Annotated in this window: 12 protein-coding genes and 1 pseudogene; 8 read left to right on the forward strand and 5 right to left on the reverse strand. The window is 71.6% G+C overall.

Annotated elements, in window-relative coordinates; genetic code table 11:
- Window positions 1–165, forward strand: a pseudogene (locus ABZX85_RS49000) (NADP-dependent phosphogluconate dehydrogenase); the annotation flags it as partial.
- Between the two features lie 141 nt (window positions 166–306).
- The gene (locus tag ABZX85_RS49005; RefSeq protein WP_355884904.1) at window positions 307–924 is read left to right on the forward strand and encodes a hypothetical protein; all 618 of its coding nucleotides are present in this window, start codon (window positions 307–309) and stop codon (window positions 922–924) included.
- A 4-nt stretch (window positions 925–928) separates the two neighbouring features.
- Here the strand turns inward: ABZX85_RS49005 and ABZX85_RS49010 are convergent, their stop codons facing one another.
- Window positions 929–1,714 (reverse strand): thioesterase family protein, encoded by a 786-nt coding sequence (locus ABZX85_RS49010; protein ID WP_355884905.1) that lies wholly within the window; start codon window positions 1,712–1,714, stop codon window positions 929–931.
- A gap of 153 nt (window positions 1,715–1,867) precedes the next feature.
- On the opposite strand from ABZX85_RS49010, the gene ABZX85_RS49015 reads away from it, so the two are divergent.
- Together ABZX85_RS49015 and ABZX85_RS49020 are read left to right on the forward strand one after the other, a co-directional pair.
- Window positions 1,868–2,308, forward strand: a complete 441-nt coding sequence (locus ABZX85_RS49015; RefSeq protein ID WP_355884943.1) for an Lrp/AsnC family transcriptional regulator — start codon at window positions 1,868–1,870, stop codon at window positions 2,306–2,308.
- Between the two features lie 17 nt (window positions 2,309–2,325).
- A complete protein-coding gene (locus ABZX85_RS49020) occupies window positions 2,326–3,024 on the forward strand; it encodes a hypothetical protein (protein WP_355884906.1) in 699 nt (232 codons plus the stop codon).
- A gap of 7 nt (window positions 3,025–3,031) precedes the next feature.
- Here the strand turns inward: ABZX85_RS49020 and ABZX85_RS49025 are convergent, their stop codons facing one another.
- From ABZX85_RS49025 to ABZX85_RS49035, 3 genes are all read right to left on the reverse strand, one after another.
- A complete protein-coding gene (locus ABZX85_RS49025; protein ID WP_355884907.1) occupies window positions 3,032–5,026 on the reverse strand; it encodes a non-reducing end alpha-L-arabinofuranosidase family hydrolase in 1,995 nt (664 codons plus the stop codon).
- Between the two features lie 54 nt (window positions 5,027–5,080).
- Complete coding sequence (locus ABZX85_RS49030) at window positions 5,081–6,679, reverse strand: glycoside hydrolase 43 family protein (RefSeq protein ID WP_355884944.1); 1,599 nt, start codon at window positions 6,677–6,679, stop codon at window positions 5,081–5,083.
- Between the two features lie 294 nt (window positions 6,680–6,973).
- The gene (locus ABZX85_RS49035) at window positions 6,974–7,777 is read right to left on the reverse strand and encodes an IclR family transcriptional regulator (protein WP_355884908.1); all 804 of its coding nucleotides are present in this window, start codon (window positions 7,775–7,777) and stop codon (window positions 6,974–6,976) included.
- A gap of 151 nt (window positions 7,778–7,928) precedes the next feature.
- On the opposite strand from ABZX85_RS49035, the gene shiA reads away from it, so the two are divergent.
- Window positions 7,929–9,278 (forward strand): shikimate transporter, encoded by a 1,350-nt coding sequence (gene shiA / locus ABZX85_RS49040; protein ID WP_355884909.1) that lies wholly within the window; start codon window positions 7,929–7,931, stop codon window positions 9,276–9,278.
- 81 nt (window positions 9,279–9,359) lie between these two features.
- Window positions 9,360–11,132 carry a TIM barrel protein gene (locus ABZX85_RS49045; protein ID WP_355884910.1) on the forward strand — a complete coding sequence of 591 codons (1,773 nt, stop codon included), beginning with the start codon at window positions 9,360–9,362 and terminating at the stop codon, window positions 11,130–11,132.
- A 13-nt stretch (window positions 11,133–11,145) separates the two neighbouring features.
- On the opposite strand, the gene ABZX85_RS49050 is transcribed toward ABZX85_RS49045, so the two are convergent.
- Complete coding sequence (locus ABZX85_RS49050; protein WP_355884911.1) at window positions 11,146–11,982, reverse strand: hypothetical protein; 837 nt, start codon at window positions 11,980–11,982, stop codon at window positions 11,146–11,148.
- A 69-nt stretch (window positions 11,983–12,051) separates the two neighbouring features.
- On the opposite strand from ABZX85_RS49050, the gene ABZX85_RS49055 reads away from it, so the two are divergent.
- Complete coding sequence (locus ABZX85_RS49055; RefSeq protein WP_355884912.1) at window positions 12,052–13,581, forward strand: type I-E CRISPR-associated protein Cse1/CasA; 1,530 nt, start codon at window positions 12,052–12,054, stop codon at window positions 13,579–13,581.
- Entirely contained in the window at window positions 13,578–14,111 is a 534-nt protein-coding gene (gene casB / locus ABZX85_RS49060) for a type I-E CRISPR-associated protein Cse2/CasB (protein ID WP_355884913.1), read from the forward strand. Before ABZX85_RS49055 ends, casB begins: the two co-directional genes overlap by 4 nt.

Below are 14,111 nucleotides of genomic sequence, written 5' to 3' on the forward strand. Positions count from 1 at the left end.
GCGTCCCTGGCCTACTACGACACCCTGCGCGCCGAACGCCTCCCCGCCGCCCTCCTCCAGGGCCAGCGCGACTACTTCGGCGCGCACACCTACGGCCGTGTCGACAAGCCCGGCGCGTTCCACACCCACTGGGCCGACGCCGACCGCCCCGAGACCGACGCATAGTCACAGGACGACGGAACGCCCCCGGACCTGTGTCCGGGGGCGTTTCCCGTACCCGACTGCGTAGTTCCCCTGATGCGGGAGGTACGGCCGACGGCCCAGACTGACCCGTGTCCCCGGCCCACTCGTCCCAGGCAGCCTCACGTGAACGACGAACTCCCCGCCCACACCTGGCAGTCCACGACCGTCGGCTCGGAAGGCGGGCCGCTGCTCGTCTGCGAGGCGGACGCCTTCCCGGAGTGGGGCGGCGCGCTCCACGACTCCGCCTACACCCTCGACCCCGCCTGCGACTACGCCCGCGCCTGGTCGGCGGTCCACCCCTCCGACGACGACCTCGAAGCCGCCTTCGTCCGCTTCGGAGCCCATGGCCAACACACCGGCCTCGTCTGGGAGATGGACGGCGAGGGCAGCGCCGAGATCGCGTACGGACCCGCCGGCACCTTCCTGCTGACGCGCTCCTGGCTCCCCAGGGACAGACGGGACGCCCCACGCAGGCGGGCGGCGGGAGCGTCCCCGGCACAGGAGACGGAGGTGGGAGAGCTTCAACTCCCCGGCGGGCGGGCCGTGGTGGTCTGGGCGGCGGAGCAGGCGGCGGGCGCGGTGCTGCGGGTCGAGCCGGGGACGTACCGCGTCACCTGCGGATGGCACGAGGGGACGCGGGGCCGGTACCTCCCCCAGGAGGAGATGTACGGACCGCCCCGGCCGTACGCCGACGACGACTGGAGCTGCCGGTGGGTCCGCTTCACCCGCTCCGATGCTTGACCCGTCAGCTTCCCGGGGCCGGCCGGACCGTCAGGATCTGCTGGGCCTGACCCACGGGGCCCTCGACGTCGTACAGGACCGTGCTGGTCAGGCCCTGTCCGGTCGGGCCGAACGTCACCGTCGTGTCGAGGCCCGTCCACACGCCCCGGGGCTGACGGTGGAGGTGGATCGTCAGGTCCACGTTCGGGAACATCCACTCGGTCGGCGGACGGCGTACGGCGATGCCGTTGGCCGTGTCGACGAGGGTGAGGAACGAGGCGAGCGGGCTGACCGGCTCGCCGGCGACGAGGGTGTGCGGGGTGGTCAGCCAGGCCGTACCGCGGCCGGGCCGGGGCGGGACCGGCACCCGGACGTCGACCGACGCGACGTACCCGCCGGGCCACAGCTCGCTCATCGGCCAGGGCTCCGACACCTCCGGCGCGGGCAGCACCTCACCCGTACCGCCCGCCACGACGGTCGTGTCGACGACGGTCAGCAGCCAGGCGCGCGCCCGCACCACGGTCCGGCCCGCGATGCGTACGACGGCCTCGATCAGCTCGATCGTGCGGCCGGGGCGGACGGTCTCCACCTCGATCTCGCACTCCTCCAGGGCGAGCCGCCCCAGGATGTCGTAGCTGATCCGGGAGAGGAGCAGGCCGGGACGGTCCGCGAGATGGCGGTCCATGGCGTGGACGATCAGACCGCCCAGCGGACTGAAGTGCTGCTCGTCCGGCGACCAGGCGCCCTGCACGTGGTGCGTCGGCTTGAAGCGGTGGTCGTCGATGCGCTCGTAATAGCTGCCGGGGGTCAACGGAACCCTTTCCTCGGTGGTGGCTACATCCTGTTGGGCCAGGGCCAGGCTACGTAGCCGACCGGGTCGAAAGCCATAGCGGGGAGCGGGCGTGGCGGCCCGGCGCGGTGGCGGAGATTGCCGGACCGTGGGTCGATGGAGCAATCTTCTCCCATGGACGCGATCGACCAGGCAATCATCTCCGAGCTGGAGCGCGACGGACGGCTCACCAATGTCGAACTCGCCCACCGAGTGGGCCTCACCACAGGACCCTGCCTGCGCCGCGTCCAGCGGCTCGAAGCGGACGGCGTCATCCAGGGCTACCGGGCGATCATCGACCCTGCCGCCCGGGGCCGCTCCTTCGAGGTGCTGATGGACCTCAGCCTGGAGTCGCAGGACGCCCCGACCGTCGAACACTTCGAGGAGACCCTCGCGACCGCCGTCGAAGTCCGGGAACTGCGCCGCCTCTTCGGTGCCCCCGACTATTTCGTCCGCGTCGCCGTCGCCGACCTCCCCGCGTACGAGACCTTCCTGAGCCGCCGGGTCATGACGATCCCCGGCATCAGGAACGTCGTCTCCCACTTCACGATGAAGACGATCAAGCAGGAGCCATAGCTACTACCGTTCCCGGCATGTACGGGAGTTATCGAACGGACCGGCTCTGGGCGGCCGTGGGGATCTCCTTGGGTGTGCTGCTCGTGGGGACGCTGGTCGCGCTGGGCGGGATGCTGGAGTTCGGGGAGCGGTGCTCGCAGGGGCTGACCGAGGGGCCGGGGCGGCTGCTGCGGACGCGCAATCAGGCGTTCCCGCCGGCCACAGTCTGCGAGTTCGAGAGCGGGGACGTGTCGTCGATCGGAGGGCGCGGGCCGCTGAACCTGGTGCTGTGGGCCGGGCTGGCCGTCCTGGTGGCCTGCCTGCTCGTGGCACTGGTCGCCGACTGCCTGGAACCGCCCCTCGGCGGCCCGTTCGTCCTCCCCGTCACCAGGGCCGCGAAACTCCGGCACACACGCACGGTCCTCCTCGTCCTCGGGTCCGTGTTCCTCATGTTCTACGCGCTGAACGCCTGGCGGCTGCTGGCCGGACCCTCGGCGGCCTGCGCCCGGGGCGCGGACTGGGGGAGCAACCCGCCCACGACCGAGGGGTACAGCCTCTTCCCGCCCCAGGCGACCTGCCGGTACACCAGCGGTGCGACGAGCCGGATCAACCCCGAGTGGGCGGTGTCGCTCACGGTCGAACTCGCCGTCCCCGCGCTCCTCGCCGGGATCGCCCACATGCTGGCCCGGCGACGGCACGCGGCCCCCGGCCGGAGTCGGGGGTCGCGCGAGGCGTAGGAGGAGGTCAGCAGGGTGAGTTGGCCTGGGTGAGGAGGGCGAGACGCCAGGGGAGGGTGTTGTAGTCGCCTGTCGCGCTCGGGTCGAGGCCCTGGTACAGGTACTGGAGGCGGCATGCGGGGATCGTGAGCGTCTGGTCGTTGCCCGCGCGGATCATCTCGCCGTGGCTGATGTCACGGGTCCACGCCCCGGCGGGGAACGTCACGTTGTTGGCCCGTGCGAAGGGGTTCGACTCGCTCGCGGCGAGCTGCGTCCAGGAACCGGCGATGCTCGGTGACGTCCAGGAGCGGAAGTAGCGTTTCCCGTCCGAGCCGATCGCCTCCACCAGCAGCAGGTACTGATTGCCGCCCTGCACCTTGTAGACGTTGGCGGCCTCGAACATCGCGAACTTCGAGTCCTGCGCGGCGATCACGGTGTTCGTGAAGCCGTTCGGGAACTGGGCGAGGGTCGTCTGCGAGCGGTAGAGGTGGCCGTTGTCGTCGGAGGAGAAGAGATAGCAGTTGGACGCGTCGCAGATCACCCACATGTCGACCCAGTAGCCGTTGCCGATGTTCTGCCGGATGATGTCGGGCATCGCCGAGTAGAAGTTGCGCGGCGCGCTCCAGCCGTTCGGGTTGGAGATGTCGGAGTTCGTCGAGTACGACGCGTTGCCGGTCTGGTAGACGAGGTACCACAGGCCCTGCGGCGCGAAGTAGAAGACCTGCGGCGCGGCCCGGTAACCGGCCCCGATCGGCGTGCGGTCGAGGTAGTGGTGCGTGGCGTTCGCGGCCTGCGACCAGTCGGTGAAGTTCAGATACACCAGGTTGTACCCGGAGGCGCCGGCCGTGCTCGCGAACACGTGGTACTTGCCGTTGTGGTACACGACCGACGGGTCCTTGAGCCCGGCGATGTTGTGCGTCGAGTCGGACTTCGGCGACATCAGGACGCCGCTGGAACTCCACGAGTAACTTCCCGGCAGAGCGGCTGCGTCGAGGGTCGTCGGGGTGCCGCCCATGGTGGTGAGGACGGAGTTGTACGCGGCCTTCTTGGCGCCGCTCGCGTTGAAGAGGAGGGGGTTCTCGCCGCTGCGCCAGGAGTCGCTGTCGCGGATGCCCCAGACGGTGATCCCGTTGCAGCGGGCGGTGTTGAGGCAGGCGCGGACGGCGTTGGCGTAGGCGGTGGTGCCGGCCTGGGCGATGTCGAGTTCGGTGATCTGGACGTCGACGCCGAGGGCGGCGAAGTTCGCGAGGGTGGTCTGGAACGTGGCCGGGGGGCCGCCGGTGCCGAAGTGGGCCTGGAAGCCGACGCAGTCGATCGGCACGCCGCGGGACTTGAAGTCGCGGACCATCCGGTAGACGCCCTGGGTCTTGGCCGCGTTCCAGTCCTCGATGTTGTAGTCGTTGTAGCAGAGCCTGGCGGCGGGGTCGGCGGTGCGTGCGGTGCGGAACGCGGTCTCGATGTAGCCGTCGCCCAGGACGTTCTGGAAGACGGTCGCCCGCCGTCCGCCTCCGCTGCCGTCCGCGAACGCCTCGTTGACGACGTCCCACGAGTGGATGCGGCCCTTGTAGCGGTTCGCGAGCTGCGTGATGTGGTTGTTCATCACGCTGCGCAGGGTGTTCGCGTCACCGATCGCGCTGACCCAGCCGGGGAGCTGGGAGTGCCAGACCATCGTGTGCCCGCGCAGCTTCTGCCCGTGCGACGACGCCTGGTTCGCGATCTGGTCGCCGGGGCCGAAGTTGAACGAGTTCCGGGACGGCTCGACGGTCTGCCACTTCATCTCGTTCTCGGCGGTGACCTGGTTGAACTCGCGGTTCAGGATGGTCGAGTACGTCGAGTCGCTCAGCTTGTACGCGGCGACGGCGGCCCCGAAGTACCGTCCGGACTGGGCGGCTTGGGCGCCGAGCGTGGACGCCTTCAGCGCGGGCGCGTCGTCCGGGACGGCGGTCGCCGCGGTGCCGCCGGCCAGCAGCGTGACCGCCACCAGGGCGCCCAGCAGGGCGGGTTGTCGTGTGCGCAGATGCATGGGGGTGCTCCTCGTACGGTGGGGATGCGGGTTCCTTGCGGGACGTGCCGTACGTCAGGGCACCGACACCTCGAACCGCGAGACGCGGACCGAGCCGCCGAGTGCCCGGGTGGCGTGGTTGAAGAGGGCGAAGCGGTAACCCATGAAGAACTGCCAGGAGTTGCCCATCGAGAACGCCGGTCCGAGCCGGGTGAAGGTGACGCCGTCGAGGCTGTAGGAGAAGGTGCCGGGGCGGGCGGCGCCGGGGCGGATGTCGGCATTGGCGCGCAGCCAGAGCCTGTTGCCGGTCAGCGGGACGCTCGCGGCCTCCGTGCCCGTCCCCGTCGTGTTCCAGCTCGCGTCCATCGTCAGCCCGTTCACCATCACGAGCCGGGTCGCCGCGCCCTCCCGCTTGACGCCGATCCACGCGGAGGAGTCCCGCAGCAGCGCGAGTCCGGCGCGGTCGCCGTCGCGCATCGCCGTGATGTCGAGGGTCGAGGTCGCCGTGGAGGAGGGGCCCTGGATGCGGTGGGTGAGGGTGTTGCGGGCCCAGTACAGGTCGTCGGTGACGGTCGCCGTCGACAGCGTGAGGCCGTTGTTCACCGACCACTTGGTGGTGTCAGGGTTGTGGTTCCACTCCCACTTCGGCTTCAGCGTCGTCCCGTCGAAGGTGTCGACGCCGATCATGGGCGTCACCTGGCGCGGCGGGGCGGGCAGGACGGGGCTCGGGTACGACGTTCCCCAGGCGCCGCCGGACAGTTGGAGCACCGGCCAGCCGTCCGACGTCCAGGTCACCGGCGCGAGGACCGGGACCCGGCCGCCCGGGAAGGCGTCCACGAACGCGAGGTAGTACCAGGCGCCGGTCTGCGTCTGCACGAGGCCGCCCTGGTGCGGGACGCCGCCGCCGGGGATCGGGCCCGGCAGGTCCAGCAGCAACTGCCGTAGCTGGTACGGCCCGAAGGGACCGCCGGTCGACTTGAGGACGTACTGGCCGTTCGCCGGGCGGGTCAGGAAGATGTAGTAGCTGCCGTTCACCTTGTAGAACCGGGAGCCCTCCAGCGTCCCGATGCCCGACGGCGTGCTGAACACCTGCTGCGCGCGGACCTGACCACGCCCGTCCGGCGTCAACTGGGCCACGCTGATGGTCGTGTTGCCGTACGCGACGTACAGGGTGTCGTCCGTGTCGACCAGCAGGCCGGCGTCGTAGTACACGTTCCCCAGCGACGCCAGCCGGGTCCACGGGCCCTCCACCGCGGGGGCGGTGTAGAGGTACGTCCGGGCGAAGTCGATCTGGCCCAGCCAGTAGAACGTCCGGTTGGCGGGGCGGTAGGCCAGGGAGGACGCCCACACGCCGCGCACGTAGCCCCGGCCGCCGTTGAGGTCGTACTTCGCGCCGAAGTCCAGGACCGGCACCGAGTGCCCGGCGAACTCCCAGTTGACGAGGTCGTACGAGCGCAGGATGGGGGCGCCGGGGGAGTAGTGCATGGTCGACGCCGAGTAGTAGAACGCGTCGCCGACCCGGATGACGTCGATGTCCGCGAAGTCCTGCCACAGCACGGGGTTCGTGTACGTGGCCGCCGCCTCGGCGCTGAACGGGAGCGCCGCTCCCGCCACCAGCCCGGCTCCGCCCGCCAGCGCTCTGCGCCTGCTGATCCCTTGTCCCAGCCATGACATACCGGCGGCCGGCTCTCCTGCTACGTCCATCAGATCCTCCAGCGGGGAGTGGGAGCGCTCCCATTCTCGGGCTGTTCAGCTGTGGTGCGAGGGGGTGGCGCGAAGGGTGCCGCGAGGGTGCGGTGAGGGGTGCCGCGAGGGTGTCCGGTGCGGCGTCGTTCGCATATACGAACGACGGACAGAGCGTCGGACGATTCGGATGATAGGTGCCTCGGGGGCAGCGTCAATACCTCCCGTACCGCCGAATAGTTTCGGGCGGTCCGGGAGGGGTTCGTGCGTGCTGCTCGCGGTCGCTCAGCCGGCGTTGCCCAGCGGGTGGCTGAAGCCCTGGTCGGAGATGAGGCGGGCGCCCTGGGCGAGTTCGGCGGCGAAGCGTTCGACGGCCTCGTAGGGGAAGCGGTGGGTGGGGCCGCTGACGGAGAGGGAGGCGGCCACCCGGCCGGTGCCGCCCGTGACGGGGACGGCGACGGCGGTGAGGCCCTCGTCGAACTCGCTGGAGCTCACGGCGTACCCGCGTTCGGCCGCCTCCGCCGCCCAGGTCCTGAGGCGGTCGGCCGAGGGCTCGCCCTGGGGGGAGGTCGCCGCGATGCGCCGCAGCAGGGCGTCGGGGGCGTCGCGCAGGAGGATCTTGGAGGAGGCGCCGGCCCACAGGGGCTGTTCGTCGCCGACGTCCACGACGTGGCGCAGGGGGTGGGTGCTCTCCTCGTGCGCGACGCAGATGCGGTGCACACCCCGGGCGACGAACAGGTTGACCGTCTCGCCCAGCCGGTCCGCGAGGTCGCGCATGACCTTGCGGGTCTCCTGGGGGACCTCCCACTGGCTGCGCGCCAGGTACGCCCACCGCCACAGCGCCGGGCCCGCCGCATAGCCGCCCGGGTGGGGTGCGAGGAGGCCGCTCTCCTCCAGGGTCTGGACGAGGCGCAGCGCGGTCGTCTTGGCGAGGCCGGTGGCCTCGGTGATCTCGCGGAGGGTGACCGCGGGGCGGTCCTCGCCGAGGAGGTTCAGGATCTCCACGGCCCGCCGGACGCTGCGGACGCCGGAGGCGTGGGGCTCCGGGGCGGAGGGGGGCCGGGGGGAGGGTTCCTCGTCGGTGCTCATGCGCTGCCTCCCCGTGGTCCCGGTCGCCTTCATATGTACAGGTGTGGAGGAAATCTTGCCGCACCTCTTGATGGCCGCAAACCACCCGCCCTATGGTTCCGCTGGTCGGATCAAGAGATCCGCACAGTGGAACAAAGGAGCGTGTGAGCAGATGACCGGCACCCCGCACAACGCCCTCGCCCGGCGCGCGGCCTTCGCGAGCTTCATGGGAGCCGTCGTCGACTGGTACGACTTCTTCCTGTACGGCATCGTCGCCGGCCTCCTCTTCGGCGACCTCTTCTTCCCCGACGCCTCCCCGGCCGTCGGCACCCTCGCCGCCTGGGCCACCTTCGGCGTCGGCTTCCTCTTCCGCCCCCTCGGCGGCATCGTCTTCGGCCACTTCGGCGACCGCCTGGGCCGTAAACGGATGCTGGTGCTGACGATGCTGATCATGGGCGTGGCCAGCACCCTGATCGGTGTCCTGCCGACCTACGCGCAGGCCGGGATCTGGGCGCCGGTCCTGCTGGTCGTGCTGCGGGCCACGCAGGGGTTCGCGGTCGGCGGCGAGTGGGGCGGGGCCGCGCTGATGGCCGTGGAGAACGCCCCGAGGAAGTGGCGTTCGCTGTACAGCAGCGGCGTCCAGGTGGGCGCCTCCTTCGGGCTGCTGCTCGCGACGCTCGTCACGAAGCTGATGTCGTCGACCACCTCGGAGGCGGCGTTCCGGGCCTGGGGGTGGCGGATTCCGTTCCTGCTCAGCGCGTTGTTGGTGGTGGTGGGGCTGGTGATCCGGGCGAAGGTGGAGGAGTCGCCGGTGTTCACGGAGAAGGGGGCCGGGGCTCAGGCCGGGGCCGGTGGGGCCGCGCCTTCGCGGATGCCGCTCGTCGAGGCCGTGCGGTCCAACCCCGGCGGATTCTTCGCGATCATCGGTCTGCGGTTCGTGGAGCTGTTCACCTTCTACGGGGTGACGACCTTCGGCCTGTCGTACGGCACCGACGAGCTGGGGCTCGACCGGGACAGCCTGCTCGACGTGAACCTCGCGGTCGGCGGCCTCGCCGTGCTCACCATCCCGGCCTTCGCCTATCTCGCCGACCGCTACGGGCGCCGCCGGATCTACTGCGCGGGCGGGGTGCTCGGCGCGCTGGGCGCAGTGCCGTACTTCTGGGCGATGGAGTCGGGGTCGATGCTGCTGATCGTCGTCTGCGCGGTGCTGCTCGTGAACATCGCCCACGACATGGCCGTCTCCGTCCAGCAGGCCCTGTTCACCGACATGTTCGGGGCCGAGTACCGCTACAGCGGGGCGGGTGTCGGGTATCAGCTCGCGAGCGCCGTCGGGGGCGGGTTCACGCCGCTGATCGCCGGGTCGCTGGTGATCTGGGCGGACGGCGGGTGGTCGCTCGTGGCGGGGTACGTCGCGCTGGGGTGCCTGGTGTCGGCGGTGGTGGCGTGGCGGATGCGGGACGTGGGGGAGGAGCCGGTGGCGTCGGTGGAAGCGGAGAAGTTGGCCGTGGAGCGGATCAAGTGAACCGTCTGGTGGTCTACCGTGGAAGGGTCGGCACCCTGTCCCCGTCTCCTGAGGAGACCTGGAAACGTATCGGGAGCGCGCATGCGTAAGTCCATCGCCACCGTCTGCCTCAGCGGCACCCTCACCGAGAAGCTCGCCGCAGCGGCCCGCGCGGGCTTCGACGGCGTCGAGATCTTCGAGAACGACCTCCTCGCCAGCCCCCTCACCCCCGAGGAGATCGCCGCCCGCGCGGCCGACCTGGGCCTGACGATCGACCTCTACCAGCCGATGCGCGACATCGAGGCCGTCCCCGAGGACCACTTCGTCCGCAACCTCCGCCGCGCCCGCCACAAGTTCGACCTCATGGGACGGCTCGGCGTGGACACGGTCCTGGTCTGCTCCAACGTCTCCGCGCTCGCCCGGGACGACGACGCCCTGGCCGCCGCCCACCTCTCCCGGCTCGCCGACCTGGCCCAGGAGTCCGGCATCCGCGTCGCGTACGAGGCGCTCGCCTGGGGGCGGCACGTCAGCACGTACGACCACGCCTGGCGCGTCGTACGGACCGCCGATCACCCCGCCCTCGGCACCTGCCTCGACAGCTTCCACATCCTCTCCCGGACCCCCGACCCGAAGGACCTCGAAGGCATCGCGGACATACCCGGCGAGAAGATCTTCTTCCTCCAGCTCGCCGACGCGCCGGTGCTGGCGATGGACGTCCTCCAGTGGAGCCGCCACTACCGCTGCTTCCCCGGCCAGGGCGGCCTGGACGTCACCGGCCTGCTGCGGCGCGTCCTCGCCACCGGCTACCCCGGCCCGCTCTCTCTGGAGGTCTTCAACGACGTGTTCCGCCAGGCGGACGCCGGCCGCACCGCCCTCGACGGCATGCGCTCCCTCCTCGCCCTGGAGGAGAGCGCCGGCGCCTCCCGCCTCCCCGCCCCGGTCGTCCCCACGGGAGTCGCCTTCGCCGAACTCGCGACCAGCGACCCCCAGCCCACCGAGGACCTCCTCACCGCCATCGGCTTCACCCGCACCGCCCGCCACCACACGAAACCCGTCGCCCTCTGGGAACGCGGCGAGGCCCGCGTCGTCCTCAACACCGCGACACGGCGCACGGGTACGACCCTCTCGGCACTCGGCCTCGAATCCGCCGAGCCCGCCGCCTCCGCCCGCCGCGCCGAGGCCCTCCTCGCCCCCACCGTCCCCAAACACCGCGCCGCCCAGGACGTCCCCCTGGACTCCATCACCGCCCCCGACGGCACGGAAGTCCTCTTCTGCGCCACCCGCCGCACCGGACTCCCCAGCTGGACGGACGACTTCACCTTCACGGGCGCCACCCCCCACCCGGACGGCCACCTCGACCACCTGGCCCTCACCCAGCCCTGGCACCACTTCGACGAAGCCGTCCTCTTCCACCGCGCGATCCTCGGCCTCAGCCCCCACGACACCGTCGAGCTCGCCGACCCCTACGGCCTCTTCCGCAGCCGCGCCCTCTCCGCCTCCCCCACCGGCCCCCACCTCGTCCTCAACCTCGCCCCCACCCCGGAGACCGACGACCGCGCCCGCCACATCGCCGTCGCCGTCACCGACCTCGTCACCACCGCCCGCGACCTCCACACCGCCGGCGCCCCCCTCCTCCACGTCCCCGGCAACTACTACGACGACCTCGCCGCCCGATTCGACCTCCCGGACGCCGAGTTGGCCGCCTTCCGCGAACTCGGCATCCTCTACGACCGCGACGAACAGGGCGGCGAGTTCCGGCACTGCTACACCCGGACGGTCGGGCAGGTGTTCTTCGAGTTCGTCCAGCGGGACGGGGGGTACGGCGGGTACGGCGCCGCCAACGCCCCCATCCGGCTGGCGGCCCAGCGCAGGTGAGCGAAGCCCCGGCTCAGTCCGGCACCGCCTCGCGGGCGTAGCGCCGCACCCGCTCCGCCACCGCGCCCCACGGTTCGTGCGGCGACGCCGAGACCCTGCCCTCGGACACCTCGGCACTCCGGGCCACCAGGTCGGAGAACTCCGCCAGCCGGTGGGGCCGCGTGGGCCGGATCAGCCGGGGCAGCGACCGCGCGTCGATGCCGACGTGCGCGGCGACGGCGGACACCAGATCGGCGCGGACCGCGTCCCAGGCGGGACCGCCGGTCGCGCGGAAGGCGACGGCGACCGTGTCGGCGTGCAGAACACCGGAGTCCGGGGAGTTGAGCGCGTAGGCGGCGGTGTAGAGCCCCTCGTGCGCGGGGGTGTCGCAGCGCTCGCCGTCCGTGAACCCCGGACACGCGCAGCCGGTGAGACGGGGCAGCACGGCGGCGGTGATGTGGGCGGGGGAGGCGTCGTACGGATCGGCGTCGAAGGGCTCCAGGGGCAGGCCCGCACGGAGCGCGTGGTACTGCCAGATCTCGTCCGCGTGGTCGAGGCCCGCGACGGTGTTGTCCAGCCAGCCGAGGCCCCTGTCGAAGGAGTTCATGCGCGCGGGGGTGGCGAGCCCGAGGCGGCTGAGCCCGGCGAGGAAGGCGACGGCGAGGCGGGCGGTGCGTCGGTCGCGGGCCGCGAACTCCGCGGTGAGGGAGTCCTGTCGGTGCTCGGGGAGCCGGTCCCAGCGCCGCAGCGCCACCGATGCCGTGGTGACCAGCTCCACGACGAGCGGGGTCCAGCCGAGCCCCTCGGTGGGGGTGATCGTTCCCCAACACCACAGGTACGCCTTTGAGTTGAAATCCTCCGGTGTGCCCATACTGCTCCCGCTCGGCGTGCTACGGTCCCTTCCCATCTCATCAAGGGGTATCAGTGGGTGAGGGGGGAAGTGGGTGTATTGACTGAAACGGTCCGGTGTGCGGCGCGTCCCCGCTGGGACCCGCGCCGGGAACCCTGCGTTCCGGTGTTCACGGGCGACGGGACGCGCGAACTGGTCGGCCTGGTCGACGCGTTGAGGAGAGCCGGCGAACTCTCCGGGCTCGCGGTGACGACACCGGGGGAGACCGTCGCCCTGCTGGAGTACCTCCTGGCGATCTGCTACGCCGCTCAGGGCGCGGCGGCCGGGCCCGAGACGCCGGCCCGCGCCGCGGAGTGGCTCGACACGCGCCCCGACGACCAGTGGGACCTCTTCCACCCCACCGAACCCCTCGGACAGAACTCCCTCCTCGCCCCCTACCTCGACGAACACGGCACAGGTCCCGCCCAGTTGGTGATCGAGCGCGCCGGGGACTACAACCAGTTCTTCGACCACCACCACCTGGACCGCACCGAACCCCTCCCGGCCGCCGCCGCGTTCCGCGCGATGCTCGCCCAGCACGCCTACGGCCCCGGCGGACGCGCCCGCGTCTCCGGAAAGGAGACCCTCGGCCCGACCCTCACCAACCTGGGCCTCGGCCGCCTCGCCGCACGCATCCGCGTCGTCGCCCTCGGCCCGACCCTCCAGGACACGCTGCTGCTCAACCTGCTCCCCCTCGACGGCGACGGCGCCGGCACGTTCAACCACACCTGGACCGTGTCCCCCACTCCCCGCCGGGGATTCCGCGTCAAACCCCGGGGCCGAAGCACCGACGGCCCGGCCGACCTGCACTCCGTCCTCGGCCGCTCCATCCTGCTGCGCCCCGTCGCCGCCGGCGGGCAACTCGCCGTCGACCGCGTCCTGCTGGCCGCCGGCGAACTCCTCACGGACCCTCCCGCACGGGACGCGGTGTATCCGCGGGGCGAGGACGAACCCCTGCGGCCGTCGGCCACCCGCGCCTTCTGGCGAGAGGCGCACGCCCTGTACGCCGCCGTCGCGAACCGGAGAGAGGGCGACCTGTACGACCGCGTCGCCCGGCACAGCGGGACCAAGGTCACCCTCTGGGCGGTGGGGCTCATCACCCGCCACACCTCGGTCGTCACCTGGGTGTCGGACACCTTCCCCTTCGTCCGAGGCCGGGAACGGGAGCTGCGCTACGCGGCCGAGCGCGGCTCGCACATCGCCGAGTACATCGCGGCCTGCCTGTCCCGAGCCGCGTACGTCGCCTGGACCGTCACCTACCCGAACCCCAAACCCTCCGACAAGGCCGACCAGTTGGCGCGATTCGACGCGGGACCCGAGTACTGGATGTACGCGGCCGTCCCGTTCCACGTCCTGCTGGAGGAGACCTCGGCCGCTCCGGCCAAGGCCGACCTCGACGAGGCACTCGTCGCGTACGCGGCCGACCTCGCCCGCGAGGCCCGCCGCTTCCTGAACCAGCGGCTCGACTCCCTGCCCGCCACCTCACGCGGCTACCGGACCCGGGTCCGGGCCACCCGCCTCCTCGACGCCGGACTGACCGGCCTCAAGGCCCCGGACGAACTGAAGGGGAAACGCGCATGAGCCCACGTCCGCCGGACCTCGAACCGACCCACAGCGAACTGCTCGGCCACTGGCTGACCGGCCTGGTGATCAGACGGGACTACGGCGCGCTCGCCGCCCTGCGCCGCCCGAACGCCTGCACCAACGCCCGCATCGAGGCGGGCTGCCGCGCGCCCCGCGACGACGACCTCCGCCGGGAGGTCTTCGAACAGGTGGCGTTCCTCTTCGCCGTCTACCACCAGGGCGCCGACCGGCCGCACAAGGGGTACGGCACCCTGGGCGCCGCGGCCCGCCGCATCGGCGGCGGCCTCGGACGCGGCCCCGACGACCCCGGCGCCAGCCGCCTGATGGACCGTATCGTCGCCAGTCGGCGACTCCCCGTCCGCCACCTCCGGCACGCCGTCACCCGGCTGCGCTCCTGCGAGATGCCGCCCCCCTCCTGGCCACGCCTCGCCGATGACCTGGCCTGCTGGAGCGACCGCGCGGCACGCGTCCCCTACCGATGGGCCGTCGACTTCCACACCCCGCCGCCGAAGAAGGGCACCGACTGA

The organism is Streptomyces sp. NPDC004539 (assembly GCF_040610055.1).
Lineage (GTDB): Bacteria > Actinomycetota > Actinomycetes > Streptomycetales > Streptomycetaceae > Streptomyces.